Here is a 12,966-nt window from a genome sequence, read left to right on the forward strand (position 1 = left end):
ACTCGCTTCATGCCAGCCACTATAGAAGGGTGATGATGGACAGCCCCTCCTTCATGGAGTACCTGAGGCAGGTGGCGCCGGAGACCCTCCCCGCCGCCGGTGGTGCCGCCATGCCTGCCGTGCATGGCACCACGATTGTGGCGGCCCGCTACCGCGACGGCGTGGTGATGGCGGGCGACAGGCGCGCCACCATGGGCACCGCCATCGCCATGCGCGACATCGAGAAGGTCTTCGGTGCCGATGACCTGTCGATCATCGGGGTGGCGGGCGTGGCGGGGCTGGCCGTCGAACTGGTGCGGTTGTTCCAGGTGGAATTGGAGCACTTCGAGAAGGTCGAAGGCACGCAACTGAGTTTCGACGGCAAGGCTAACCGGCTCAGCTCCATGCTGCGGGCCAACCTGCCCCAGGCGATGCAGGGCATGGTGGTGCTGCCCCTGTTCGTCGGCTGGGACGAGCGCGCGCTGCGCGGCCGGATGTTCTCCTACGACGCCACCGGGGGCCGCTACGAGGAGCACCAGTACTGCTCCGTCGGATCAGGCGCAGCCTTCGCCCGCGGGGCGTTGAAGAAGCTGCACGACCCGGACGCCGATGAGCGTTCGGCCGTCGCGGCACTGCTGCAGTCGCTGTACGACGCGGCCGACGACGACTCCGCGACCTCCGGCCTCGACCTCACCCGGGGCATCTTTCCGCTCGTGTTGCGGGCCTCTGCCGCCGGTGTCGCCCGCTGGTCCGAAGAGGGCGTGCGGGAGCTCGCCCACACCATCGTCGCGGCACGCACCGCGCGTCCCGACGGCCCGAGGGGGTACGCGCTGTGAGCCTGCCGTTCTATGTCAGTCCCGAGCAGCAGATGTTGGACAGGGCGGAGTTCGCCCGCAAGGGCATCGCACGGGGGCGCGCCGTCGTCGTCCTGCGCTATGCCGGTGGGATCGCGATGGTGGCGGAGAACCACTCCACGACGCTGAACAAGGTCGCCGAGATCTACGACCGCATCGGTTTCGCAGCGGTCGGCCGGTACAACGAGTTCGAGACGCTGCGGATCGCCGGGATCCGGCACGCGGATCTGCGGGGCTACTCCTATGACCGCCGTGACGTGACGGGCCGCAGCCTGGCCGGCGCCTACTCGCAGCTGCTGGGCGGCGCGTTCGCCTCCGGCGGTGAGAAGCCCTATGAGGTGGAGCTGATCGTCGCTGAACTGGGGGAGCAGCCCATCGGCGACGTGCTGTACCGGATCAGCTACGACGGCGTGATCACCGACGAACAGGAACTCGCGGTCATCGGCGGGGACGCCGAACGGGTCGCCGACGTGGTGCGGGCCGGTTTCGCCCCCGACGCACCGCTGCGCGACGCCGTCGCGCTGGCCGGCAACGCCCTGCACTCGGACCAGCTCGAGGTCGCCGTGCTGGAGCGCGGCGAGGCCCGGCGCCGCACCTTCCGCCGCCTCAGCCGGGACGAGGTGGCCCGTGGCTGAATCGGTACTGATCCTGGGCGCCGGCCTGGTGGGCTCCTCGCTCGGGCTGGCCCTCACGCGCGCCGGCTACGACGTGATCCTCTGGGACATCGTGGCCGCCCATTCCCTGGTGGCCGCGGGGCTCGGCGCCGGCCGCATCTCGGATGAGGCCACCGACAACCCCGACATTGTGGTGGTCGCCACCCCGCCAGAGGTGATCCCCAGCCTCGTGGCGGAGACCCTCGAGAAGTTCCCGCACGCCGTGATCACCGACGTCGGCTCCGTCAAGGCCCCCATCCTGGAGGCGGTGGTGAAGCTCGCTCCGGAGCATCGCCGCTACGTGGGCTCGCACCCTATGGCCGGATCCCAGTTCACCGGCCCCCTCACCGCATCAGGCGACCTCTTCAAGGACCGCACCTGGGTGGTCACCCCGCAGGACGGGAACCTGCCGGAGGACGTGGCCCGCATCGAGAAGCTCGCCCAGGAGGTGGGGGCACGCGTCGTCACCATGCCGGTGGACCTGCACGACGAGGCGGTGGCGCAGGTCAGTCACGTGCCGCATCTGATGAGCATCCTGACCGCGAGCCACCTCCGTGAGGTGCCCACGGACAACCTGCGGCTCGCCGGCCAGGGGATCCGCGACGTCACCCGCATCGCCGGTTCGGACCCGGCCCTGTGGCGCCAGATCATCGTCTCCAACGCCGACGCCGTCCGCCACGAACTCGAGGAGGTCGCCACGGACCTGGCGCACCTCATCAGCGTGCTGGACCACCCCGAGGACCTCGAGCACTTCCTGTCCATCGGGCGCACCGGCGCCCATTCACTGCTCGGCAAGCACGGCCAGAACCCTCTCGATCTGCTCAAGGTCACCGTCGAGATCCCCGATGAACCGCGCGCCCTGGGCCGCCTGTTCACCGACATCGGCGAGCTGGGCTTCAACGTCGAGGACTTTGAAATCACCCACGACCCGGTCCGCGAGGTCGGCTACCTGCAGATCTCCGTCGAGAGCGAGGTCGCCGAGAAGCTCCGCGCCACCCTGCTGGAGCGCGGCTGGGGTGCGTGGTCATCCAACGGAGGAAATGTCTGATGTCTCTGCTGATCGCCATCGACGGGCCCAGCGGCTCCGGCAAGTCCACCACCGCAAAACTGCTGGCCCGACGGCTGGGCCTGGGGTACCTCGACACAGGCGCCATGTACCGGGCGGCGACCACCGAGTACCTGCGTCGCTATCCCGGGGGAGCCGACGGCGACGCGGTGGCCCGGCTCGTCGCCGAGGCCGCGCTGGTGTGCGGAACCACCCCGGAGTCGCCGACGTTCCACATCAACGGGCACGACGTCACCGACGAGATCCGCGAGCCGCGGATCTCCGCGGCCGTCTCGACAGTCGCCACCAACCTCGAGGTACGTCGGTTGCTCACGAAACTGATGCGCACCGTCATCGCCCAGCACGACCGGCGCATCGTCGTCGAGGGCCGCGACATCACCACGGTCGTGGCGCCTGACGCGGACGTTCGGGTGCTGCTGGTGGCGGATCCCTCCGCCCGGGTCGCCAGGCGCGCCGCCGAGGTGGAGGGCAGGGCCACCGCAGCCGAGGTGACCGACCAGGTGCTCCGCCGTGACCGCGACGACTCCACGGTGTCGAACTTCACGGAGGCCGCAGCGGGCGTGACGGTCATCGATTCGACCTTCCTGACACCCTCGGAAGTGGTCGACGCAATCGTCGCGCTCACACCGCCCAGCTGATTCGACTAGGCTGGGGCGCTGCCCACTCTCTTCAGGAGGCTCCCGTGACCGAGACCGTCAAGCCCATCGTGGCCGTTGTCGGCCGACCCAACGTCGGTAAGTCGACGCTGGTCAACCGTATCCTCGGTCGCCGGGAAGCCGTGGTGCAGGACCAGCCGGGCGTCACGCGCGACCGCGTCTCGTACGACGCGAACTGGAACGGCCGAGAATTCGTGCTCGTCGACACCGGCGGCTGGATCTCCGACGCGACGGGGATGGCCGCCGCCATCGCGGAGCAGGCGGAGATGGCCATCTCGCTGGCCGACGCGGTGCTGTTCGTCGTCGACGCCACCGTCGGCACCACGGATGAGGACGAGGCCGTGGTCCGCGTGCTGCGCCGTTCCCAGAAGCCCGTGGTGCTCGCAGCGAACAAGGTCGACGACCAGCGTCATGAGGTCATGGCCGCCAGCATGTGGAACCTTGGCCTGGGCGAGCCGTTCCCGGTGTCGGCGCTGCACGGCCGCGGCTCGGGCGACATGCTCGATGCGCTGCTGGACGCCATCCCTGAGGCCCCGCGCGAGACCTACGACGAGATCGGTGGCCCGCGTCGCATCGCCATCGTGGGCAAGCCGAACGTGGGCAAGTCCTCGCTGCTGAACAAGATGGCGGGGGAGAAGAGGGTCGTCGTGTCGGACGTGTCCGGCACCACCGTGGACCCTGTCGACGAACTCGTCGAGATCAGCGGCCAGGTGTACCGCCTCATCGACACCGCCGGCATCCGCAAGCGGGTCAAGGAGGCCTCCGGCCACGAGTATTACGCCTCGCTCCGCACCCAGGCCGCCATCGAACGCGCCGAGGTGTGCATCATGGTGGTCGACGCCTCGGAGCCGGTGTCGGACCAGGACCTGCGCATCCTCAGCAACATCGAGGAGTCCGGCCGCGCCCTGGTGATCGCCTTCAACAAGTGGGACCTCACCGACGAGGAGCGTCGCTACTACCTGGAGCGCGAGGTGGACCGCGACCTGCAGGCGTGGAAGTGGGCACCCACTGTGAACATCTCAGCGCTGACCGGCCGCAACGTCGACAAGCTCGGCAAGGCCATCGAAACGGCCGCCGCGGGCTGGGAGTCGCGCATCTCCACCGGCAAGCTCAACGCCTTCCTCGGCCGGCTCTCCGCCGCCCACCCGCACCCCGTGCGCAGCGGCAAGCAGCCGCGGATCCTGTTCGGCACGCAGGCGCAGAACTGCCCGCCCACCTTCGCCCTGTTTACCAGCGGCAAGATGGACGAGACTTACGTGCGCTACATCGAGCGTCGCCTCCGCGAGGACTTCGGCTTCGAGGGATCGCCCGTCCAGGTGCAGATCCGCGCTCGTGAGAAGCGCAAGGACCGCGTCTGACGCCAAGCGGAGGCGAGATCGGATCCGGGGGGTGGGGGGAGTACGCTTCGCTCTGGAGGCGATTACCACATGGGAAACCGGGATTTCCGGATTGAAACTCAGCGCCTGACGCCGAGGGAACAGATACGCCGCTACCGAGTGCTGGCGGGCGAACACTTCATCAACCTGAGGAACCTCTGGCCGGGGCCAGCGGACTATGGGGGGTTGAAGCACTCCTGGCTGAAGGACCTGGTGGCCGGCATAACCGTCGGTGTCGTGGCTCTTCCGCTCGCTCTGGGCTTCGGTGTCGCCTCGGGGGCGGGTGCCGCGGCCGGCCTCGTCACCGCCATCGTCGCGGGCATCGTCGCTGCCGTGTTCGGCGGTTCCCACCTGCAGGTCTCCGGCCCCACCGGCGCCATGACCGTAGTACTGCTTCCGGTCATCGCCAAGTACGGCCTCGGCGTGATCCCCCTGCTCGCCATCATGGGTGGCATCATCGTGGTGGCCATGGCCATCACTGCGGTCGGCAGATCCGTGGAGTTCATCCCCTTCCCTGTGGTGGAGGGGTTCACGATGGGCATCGGCGTGATCATCGCCCTTCAGCAGCTGCCGCTCATCCTCGACGCCCCACGCGGCACGTCGGAATCCACCCTGGTCGCCGGTTGGCAGACCATCCAGCAGGCCGATTGGAGCCACGCCTGGCAGCCTCTGGCGGTGGCGGTGGCGGTCATCGCCCTGCACCTGGTGGGCCTGCGTTACGTGCCGAAATGGCCACTCGCGCTCATCTCGATCATCATCGCCACGGTCGCCGTCGTGCTGCTGCCCATCACGGTGGACTCCATCGGGGCGCTGCCCACCGGCCTGCCCTCACCGCGCGTGCCGGACTTCACCTTGGGGATGCTGCAGGACCTGGCCGGGCCGGCGCTCGCCATCGCGGCGCTGGCCGCGCTCGAGTCGCTGCTGTCCGCCAGGGTCGCCGACGGGATGCGCCCGGACCTCTCTCCGACGAACCCGGACCGCGAGCTGATGGGCCAGGGCCTGGCCAACATCGCGTCGGGGCTCTTCGGTGGCCTGCCCGCCACGGGCGCCATCGCCCGGACCGCCGTCAACGTCCGATCCGGGGCCCGTACCCGGCTGTCGTCGGTGACGCACGCCGTGATGCTGCTGGCCGTCATGTTGCTGTTGGCGCCCATCGTGGCGACCGTGCCGATGGCCGCGCTGGGCGGCGTGCTCCTGGTGACCGCCGGGCGCATGATCAACCTGCGCCTGGGCCGCACGATGCTCACCGTCACCAGGGCGGATCGCAACACGTTCCTGCTCACCTTCGCCGCCACCGTCCTGCTGGACCTGGTGGCCGCCGTGCTGCTGGGGCTCCTGATGGCTGCCGTGATGAGCCTGCGGCACATGGCCACCTACTCCGTGGTGGCCCGGCAGAACCTGCCCACCACCACGATGGAGGGCGTCGTGGACTGGAACGTGGAGCAGGAGCACCTGCGCGATGCCGTCGCCATCTTCCGGGTCGATGGCGCGCTGTTCTACGGCAACGCGCAGCGGTTCATCGACGAGGTCAACGACCTGGGGGACCACACCGCGGCGGTGATCATCCGCTGTCACCAGATGCGCATCCTCGACGCGTCCGGCGCCGTGGCGCTCGACACCGCGCTGCGGCGATTGCGCCGACGTCACGTCATCTACGTCATCCAGGGCATGAACAACAGCCAGCGACGCACCTCGGTGCTGATGGGCGCCACCCAGCAGCGCCATCACGTCAAGGAACTGTCCGAGGCGCTGACCTGGATTGACGACGAACTGCGCACCGGCGTGGTTCAGACGAAGATGATCTGACCTCCAGCGCTGAGTTCGACGAAGTCGGAGGCGGAGATCACGTCCTCCACCCCTTCATAGAGGTCGGACATGACCAGGCCGTTCATGTCGAAGCTGAGTTTGCAGCCCCACAGGTGACCTCCGGCCGCCACGATGATGTCGAGGAACTCGCGCACCCCTGGAATCTCCAGGTCATCGAGTTGTTTGGTCATCATCTTGGTCGCCATCCGCGTCATGCCGGGGATGGCGCCCATGCCGGACCACACCGGCATGGACGGCGCCATCGGCAGGTGCATGGCGGTGTTGCCGAGCATGGTGAACTTCAGGTTGTCCATCGTGCGTTCGGTCACCAGGTCGAAGCCCCAGAACGTGAAGAAGATGTGGGTCTCGATGCCTTCGCCCAACGCTGCATTGGCCATGATGAGTGCCGGGTAGGCCATGTCCAGGTTGCCCTTGGAGGCGATGAAGCACATCTTCCGCGGCTGCCCCGCGGGCTCGGACACGACGGCGGCGGCTGCAAAGTCCGACGGCTTCAGACGTGCCTTACCCTCCGTCGAATCGTTGGACGACGGGGGCCGGGCGGTCGCCGGGCCGAAGTCGGGGATGATGGGGTGGTCGAGGATCTCGGTCATGCCACGGCCTTTCTAGACGCAGCCCTTGGGCTTGGGGAGCCCGGCGATATAGGACATCTTCTTGGCCGGCTTGCCGGGGAAGAGACGGAACAACTCCTTCATGTCGAAGCCGCCCACCACGGACGTGCGGCGCAGCGTCGCCGTCTCCTTGCGCTCCGGGTAGTCGCTGCGGAGGAAGCGCAGCACCTTCCAGTGCTCGTCGGTGAGTTCGTCGAGGCCGGCGTACCCGGCCAGGGTGCGGGCGAGGTCGTCGTCCCACTGTTCGTAGTCGGTGAGAAAGCCCTCGTCGTTGACGTCAATGACGCGGCCGCCGTCGATGCGTGTGCGTGGCACGGGAGTCTCCTTCAGTTCCGGGTGCCGAGGGGCAGCTTTTTGCGTGCCCATTGGGTGAGGGTGAGCCCGGAGGAGTCGCCTTCGAGGCGCTTGCCGAGCAGCAGCATGTCCGTGGTGAACGGCAGCGGGCGGCCCTTCAGGAGCAGCTGCCAGTAGACCCATCTGAACGCGAGCTTCGCCAGGTGGTTCGAGCGCGACTCGCCGAGCAGCCGCATCGGCCCGACCACCGGGAGGGGGAAGGTGCCCGTGTAGGGCTGCGTCTCGTAGTTGAAGTCCAGCAACATGCCCTTGCCGTGGCCGGTCTCGATGAAGCAGTTCGCGTGTCCGTCGAACGAGTGGGGGAGGGGCTCGCCCTTCAGGTAGTGCGGCCAGTTGTCCAAGAACACGTCGACCGAGAAATGCGCGACCGACCCGGCCTTCGATGTCGGCAGGGTGCCGCCGTCGCCCAGCACGAAGATGTCCGGATGGGCATCCGCCCGCATGGTCTGCTGGTCGCAGGGCACGAGGTTGAGCTCGTCCCCCAGTCCTGAACGCGAGATGTACTCCGGGCCGAGATTCAGGGGGATGGACACCAACAGGTCGTAGGGGATCCGCCGGTCGTCGTAGGAGACCAGTTCCTTCGCGTCGGTGTCGACGCGTTCGACGGCGAAGTCCGTCTCCAACGCGATGTCGCGCTCGGCGAACATCGACCCGAGCTCCCTGGAGGCGACCGGCTTGGTGAAAGCCCCGTCGAGCGGGGTCACGTAGACGATCTCCACCTTGTGTCGCGACTTCCGGTCCCGGAAGAAGCCGTCGGCCAGGAAGGTGAACTCCAGTGGCGCGACCGGGCACTTGATGGGCATGTCGGTGAGGTGGATGACGAGGCGGCCGCCCCTGAAGTCCCGCATGGCGTCGCGCAGGGCGATGGAGGCGGGCAGATCGTAGAAGTGGTGGACGTCAGGGCTGTCCGCCCCGGGCGTCAGGTCCGGTCTCGGCTGAACCCCCGTGGCGATGACGAGAGTGTCCCACGGCAGTTCGCGACCGTCGGCGAGCAGCACACTCTTGCTGTCGACAGCGATGCGGTCGATTTCGCCGAGGACGAGATCCACATCGCGCGGCAGGTACCGGCGGCGCGGCTCCACGATCTTGTCCGGGGTGTAGATGCCGAACGGCAGGAACAGGTAGCCGGGCTGGTAGTGGTGGTCGTTGTCGCGGTCGATCACCGTGATGGCGAGCTCCTCTGGCGGATGGACAGCGCGCAGCTTGTTGGCCACCATCGTGCCTGCGGTGCCCCCACCGAGGATGAGCAGTCTCTTCATTGAGACCTCCATGAGTAGGAATGCTCACGATTCTATACCCCGCCCCGTATGCCTGTGGGGAATCTCGTCAAGCCGGTCGATGCATCTCCAGCCTGCAAGGGCCTCGATGTGCGCACTTCAGCGAGAGGCGCTAAGCTATCCGAGTTGCCTCACGGCAGCGGCGGGCTGTAGCGCAGCTTGGTAGCGCACTTGACTGGGGGTCAAGGGGTCGCAGGTTCAAATCCTGTCAGCCCGACCGTGTGATGTCTCAGGACATCGGAATAGCCTGAACCCTCAGTGTGAGGGTTCAGGCTTCTTCTTTTTCGGGTCGCTGGGTTTGATAGTCCGTGTGGGGTCGAGGGTGGGCATTGGACGCGTCAATGTAGAGAACCTGTTGATCCGCACTTCGATGCCGTCGCGACCCTCGAAGGTGGGCTGTTCGGCGGCTGGCTGGTTCACGCGTGCCGGATCGGTGGATTGCCACACCATCCCGAGGTGGCCAGCCTCTTCGATAGCCTCGACCGTCGGCGTCGGCTCCGGGGCTTCCTCACCTTGTGAGAGCCGTGGCAGCGTCACGGCTGGCTAGCGTCGCGGACTTCAAGGATGCGAGTGATCGGTGCGCCGACGAGGGCGGGGCTGTTGTCCCGGTTGGCCCACACGCGGGTTCGGAGTAGGTCTAGGAACTGCTCGGCCTGAGTTGTGGTATCGAAGTCGAGGTCAATCAGGACGTAGCCGGGGTCGTCGACCGGTTGCCGGATGGTGTGGGAACGGACGCCGGATCGGTGGCGCATGTCGGCGAAGCCGTCGAAGGCGTTTCGCCAGGTGCCGAAGTCTGAGATCGGGTGCTCGATGTGGAGTGTGAACATGCCACCACAATGCGCCCTGCATGGTGGGTTTCCCATCCCAGATTCCTGGGTTCTTCGACGGCGGGCTATTAGGCTCGTGCCATGGCCAGGGGAGTGTCGGTAGAGCGGGTGCGCCGTGCGATCCTTCATCACTGCGGCCGCTCCGGTCTTGATGCGCGGTCCTTGCGCGTCGCCGTGATCGAGGAGCTGCGGCGTGCCATCGAGTTCGGTGGCTACGTGTGGGTGCTGACTGATCCCGACACCTGCGTGGGTGTCGACCCGCTCGCGGACGTTCCCGGGGTCACGGACCTGGCCAGGACGATTCGCCTCAAGTACGCCACACCGATCAACCGCTGGACCGCCCTCGCCCAAGTCGCCAGTCTGGGAGACCTGGCCTCAACCAGCCAGCTCTGGCGGGAGGTGCAGCAGCCCGCGGGGGTGGTGGACGTTGCCTCGGCCGTATTCAGGGACGCCCACGGTTGCTGGGCGTTCCTTGACCTGTGGCTCCCTGAGCGTCTCCGGCCTGGCCAGGATGCGTTGCTGAAATCGGTCGTCGCAGCGGTCACCACGGCGTTGCGCGCCGCCCAAGCGGACACCTTGCGCCGTACGCCGTCGGGTGCGGATGTTCCGCCGGGTCCCGCGACCCTGCTCATGGACGCGGACCTGAGGATCCAGGCCAGCACCTCGGGGATGGACGACCGGTTGCGACGCCTGCTGCCCCGCCCCGACGGTCTGCCGCCTGTCCCGGCCGCGGCCATGAACACGGCGGCCCAACTCCTCGCGATCGAGGACGGCGTCGACCGGCATGAGCCGCAGGCCCGAACCCACATCGGTGAGGGACAGTGGGTCGCCGTCCGTGCCGGACGGCTAATGCCCTCCGGCGTGATCAGCGTCTCAGTCGAACCTGTGACCACCCCCGAGAGGCTCGACCTCTGCGTTCGTGCGTTTGGGTTCACCCCCCGAGAGGCCGACGTCGTCCGAAGGGTGGCCCGGGGTTTCGACACGGCATCGATCGCCCATGAGTTGCACCTTGCGCCCTACACCGTCCAGGACCACCTGAAGTCCATCTTCACCAAGGCCGGCGTGGATACCCGTCGTGACCTCGTACCACTACTCACAGGATGACCGCCGAGGAAGGGGATCAGCCCGGTTGTTCGGTGGGGCCGTTGACGATTGGTAGGAACACGGGCGATCCGATTCGGGTGTCCAGTCCCTGCATGACGAATGGACGGTTTACGACCGGTTGTAGGGAATCGACGGGGCGGGGCTCGCTCCCGACTCGGCTTCGGTGAGCGCGGCGGCAAAGTGAACACTCGACAAATCAGGACGGTTTTTTGACACAGACCGCGGAGAGTCCGAGCTCATTGGGGCCTGAGTGAAAATGACGCCACACAGGAAAGCGCGCTCGTCGCACTTCCTTCGCCTCAGCCAGCTCGTCACCTCAGTGTGGTGTTGGCTCGTGTTGCACGAACCGCACGCCGGGACCACGTTGTCGAGCGGGTAGCGGCCGCCGCGTGAATGGATGCAGTCTCGCTGGAGGCGGCGGAGAACGTGCTGCGTGCGGGCCCGTCCAACGCTACTGCGACGTCATCGCCGTCGGATTGCTCGCGCGAGCCGCGAATCACGGGGTCTCGCGCAATGGCTGGTGGCGGCGGACCATTGAAGAAGCAGACCGCGAGTCAGCGATCACGTGGAAAAGAGGAGGCGCCGTGTCCCACGAGTCACAGGTGGCGGCGTTGGACGATGTTCTCGACGCGTTCAACCGGCACGATCTCGACGCCATCATGGGCTACTTCGCTGAGGACTGCGTCTTCGAGTCGCCCCGGGGAGAGGATCCCTGGGGGAGTCGGTTCGTCGGACGCGACGAGGTCCGGCGCGGCCTAGCAGCCCGCTTCCAAGGCATTCCTGACGTGCGGTACACCGGCGGCAGCCATTTCGTCGCCGAGCAGAGGGGCGCCTCCGAATGGACGATCACGGGCACAACCGTGTCGGGTGAACGCATTGAGGTGCGGGGTTGTGACCTGTGGACGTTCGACGACGAGGGGCTCATCGTCCGTAAGGACAGCTTCTGGAAGTTGCGGCAGCAGGCTTAGCTCCGTGGGGGAGCCATGTGTGAGGGGCAGTCAGGCCTCGGCACGAGCCGTCGCACGCACGTTCCTCCGCGCGAAGAGGGCCAGCAGACCGCCCACAGCCAGCATGGGGAGGCCGAATAGCCACGTCTCTCCCTCCACCTGCGTGGCGAGCAGCACGCAGCTCGCGATGCCCAGGACGGGCAGCACGCGCGGCACGCGGTAGTGCTTGTGCGCCACCGCGTCCTTGCGCAACACCAGGACGGCGGCGTTGACGGCGGTGAACACCACCAGCAACAACAACACCAGCGTCGAGGCCAGCACCTCGATGGAGCCGAGCAGCGCCAACACCACCGACAAGCCGGTGGTGACGACGATGGCCAGCCACGGGGTCTTCCGCCCGGGAAGCACCTTCGACAGGAACGACGGCAACAACCTGTCGCGGCTCATGCCGTATGCCAGCCGCGAGCCCATGATGCCGGTCAACAACGCGCCGTTCGCGACGGCGATCAGGGCGATCACCGAGAACAGCACCGGCGGAACCCCGCCCGCAGCGCGCACCACCTCCAGCAGAGGGCCGGTCGACGCGGCGAGCTCGTCGGTGGGCACGATCGCACTGGCGGCGACGCCGACGCCCACGTACACGAGGCCCGCCACCAGCAACGCACCGAACAGTGCGCGCGGGTAGGAGCGGGCGGGATCCTTGGTCTCCTCGGCGACGTTGACGGACGTCTCGAAACCCACGTACGAGTAGTACGCCAGCACCGTTCCTGCGAGAACAGCAGCGAGCGGGCCGTTCTCGGTGGTGCCGAGCTGAGTGAGTCTCGACGGGTCCGCATCACCGCGGGCGATGACCATGAATCCCAGGACAACCACCAGCACCAGGCCGCCCACCTCGATGATGGTGGCGAGGATATTCGCGAAGAGGGACTGCTTGATGCCGAATGCGTTCAGGGCGGCGAGCAGCGCGAGGAACACGATGACGGTCAAGGGCACAGGCAGGGTCAGGAACTCCCCGAGATAGTCTCCGGCGAAGCCCAGCGCCAGCGCACCGACCGAGACGATCCCCGCCGCGAGCATGCAGTAGCCGATGAGGAAGCCCGCGAACGGTCCGAAAGCACGGTTGGCGTAGTGGGACGATCCGCCCGCCCTTGGGTACTTGGTGGCCAGCTCGGCGTAGGATCCGGCGGTCAGCAACGCCATGACCAGCGCAACCAGGAGCGGCACCCAGACCGCACCGCCGGAAGCGGCCGCGATGACGCCGACGAGAACGTAGACCCCTGCTCCGAGGACGTCCCCGAGGATGAACGCGAACAGTGCGGGGGTGGTGACGGAGCGGTTGAGCGCCGTGTGCGTGACGTTCGACATCCCCAGAGGCTAGCGACGGAGGGGGCCAACGGCCCTGCGTCGATGCGGAGTTGGCACCTGCCGCCCCTTGCTT

At 67.3% G+C, this 12,966-nt stretch carries 14 protein-coding genes and 1 tRNA gene; 9 read left to right on the plus strand and 6 right to left on the minus strand.

Translation table 11 applies throughout. The features are described 5' to 3' along the window. The first annotated feature begins 35 nt into the window (after positions 1 to 35). From prcB to J7D54_RS07505, 6 genes are all read left to right on the plus strand, one after another. Positions 36 to 815: a proteasome subunit beta gene (gene prcB, locus J7D54_RS07480; protein ID WP_245243902.1), complete on the plus strand. Its 780-nt coding sequence runs from the start codon at positions 36 to 38 to the stop codon at positions 813 to 815. Beyond that, a complete protein-coding gene (prcA, locus tag J7D54_RS07485; protein ID WP_182764669.1) occupies positions 812 to 1,468 on the plus strand; it encodes a proteasome subunit alpha in 657 nt (218 codons plus the stop codon). The genes prcB and prcA overlap by 4 nt, the downstream gene beginning before the upstream one ends. Beyond that, complete coding sequence (locus J7D54_RS07490; RefSeq protein WP_182764668.1) at positions 1,461 to 2,534, plus strand: prephenate dehydrogenase; 1,074 nt, start codon at positions 1,461 to 1,463, stop codon at positions 2,532 to 2,534. Before prcA ends, J7D54_RS07490 begins: the two co-directional genes overlap by 8 nt. Further along, positions 2,534 to 3,190 carry a (d)CMP kinase gene (gene cmk / locus J7D54_RS07495; RefSeq protein WP_182764667.1) on the plus strand — a complete coding sequence of 219 codons (657 nt, stop codon included), beginning with the start codon at positions 2,534 to 2,536 and terminating at the stop codon, positions 3,188 to 3,190. The genes J7D54_RS07490 and cmk overlap by 1 nt, the downstream gene beginning before the upstream one ends. A 44-nt stretch (positions 3,191 to 3,234) precedes the next feature. After that, complete coding sequence (gene der, locus J7D54_RS07500; protein WP_245243904.1) at positions 3,235 to 4,566, plus strand: ribosome biogenesis GTPase Der; 1,332 nt, start codon at positions 3,235 to 3,237, stop codon at positions 4,564 to 4,566. A 204-nt stretch (positions 4,567 to 4,770) separates the two neighbouring features. After that, positions 4,771 to 6,390 carry a SulP family inorganic anion transporter gene (locus tag J7D54_RS07505; protein WP_182764666.1) on the plus strand — a complete coding sequence of 540 codons (1,620 nt, stop codon included), beginning with the start codon at positions 4,771 to 4,773 and terminating at the stop codon, positions 6,388 to 6,390. Here J7D54_RS07505 and J7D54_RS07510 read toward each other — a convergent pair. Genes J7D54_RS07510 through J7D54_RS07520 form a run of 3 tightly spaced genes read right to left on the minus strand, consistent with a single transcriptional unit; the run spans position 6,372 to position 8,632 of the window. Then, positions 6,372 to 7,001 (minus strand): DsrE/DsrF/DrsH-like family protein, encoded by a 630-nt coding sequence (locus tag J7D54_RS07510; protein ID WP_182764665.1) that lies wholly within the window; start codon positions 6,999 to 7,001, stop codon positions 6,372 to 6,374. The genes J7D54_RS07505 and J7D54_RS07510 overlap by 19 nt on opposite strands. A gap of 12 nt (positions 7,002 to 7,013) precedes the next feature. Continuing rightward, positions 7,014 to 7,334, minus strand: coding sequence for a TusE/DsrC/DsvC family sulfur relay protein (locus J7D54_RS07515; protein ID WP_182764664.1), 321 nt, complete (start codon positions 7,332 to 7,334; stop codon positions 7,014 to 7,016). Between the two features lie 11 nt (positions 7,335 to 7,345). Beyond that, positions 7,346 to 8,632, minus strand: coding sequence for an NAD(P)/FAD-dependent oxidoreductase (locus J7D54_RS07520; protein ID WP_182764663.1), 1,287 nt, complete (start codon positions 8,630 to 8,632; stop codon positions 7,346 to 7,348). A gap of 161 nt (positions 8,633 to 8,793) precedes the next feature. On the opposite strand from J7D54_RS07520, the gene J7D54_RS07525 reads away from it, so the two are divergent. Then, positions 8,794 to 8,867, plus strand: a tRNA-Pro gene (locus J7D54_RS07525). 38 nt (positions 8,868 to 8,905) lie between these two features. Here J7D54_RS07525 and J7D54_RS07530 read toward each other — a convergent pair. Next, complete coding sequence (locus J7D54_RS07530; protein WP_182764662.1) at positions 8,906 to 9,187, minus strand: hypothetical protein; 282 nt, start codon at positions 9,185 to 9,187, stop codon at positions 8,906 to 8,908. Next, positions 9,184 to 9,477, minus strand: a complete 294-nt coding sequence (locus tag J7D54_RS07535; RefSeq protein WP_182764661.1) for a hypothetical protein — start codon at positions 9,475 to 9,477, stop codon at positions 9,184 to 9,186. Before J7D54_RS07535 ends, J7D54_RS07530 begins: the two co-directional genes overlap by 4 nt. 81 nt (positions 9,478 to 9,558) lie before the next feature. On the opposite strand from J7D54_RS07535, the gene J7D54_RS07540 reads away from it, so the two are divergent. Both J7D54_RS07540 and J7D54_RS07545 read left to right on the plus strand, forming a co-directional pair. Next, a complete protein-coding gene (locus J7D54_RS07540; RefSeq protein WP_182764660.1) occupies positions 9,559 to 10,581 on the plus strand; it encodes a helix-turn-helix transcriptional regulator in 1,023 nt (340 codons plus the stop codon). A 584-nt stretch (positions 10,582 to 11,165) separates the two neighbouring features. After that, positions 11,166 to 11,549, plus strand: a complete 384-nt coding sequence (locus J7D54_RS07545; protein WP_182764659.1) for a nuclear transport factor 2 family protein — start codon at positions 11,166 to 11,168, stop codon at positions 11,547 to 11,549. A 30-nt stretch (positions 11,550 to 11,579) separates the two neighbouring features. Here the strand turns inward: J7D54_RS07545 and J7D54_RS07550 are convergent, their stop codons facing one another. Then, a complete protein-coding gene (locus J7D54_RS07550; protein ID WP_182764658.1) occupies positions 11,580 to 12,893 on the minus strand; it encodes an APC family permease in 1,314 nt (437 codons plus the stop codon). Positions 12,894 to 12,966: the final 73 nt, after the last annotated feature.

Origin of the sequence: Tessaracoccus sp. MC1865, assembly GCF_017815535.1 — a bacterium.
In the GTDB taxonomy this organism is placed as follows: domain Bacteria; phylum Actinomycetota; class Actinomycetes; order Propionibacteriales; family Propionibacteriaceae; genus Arachnia.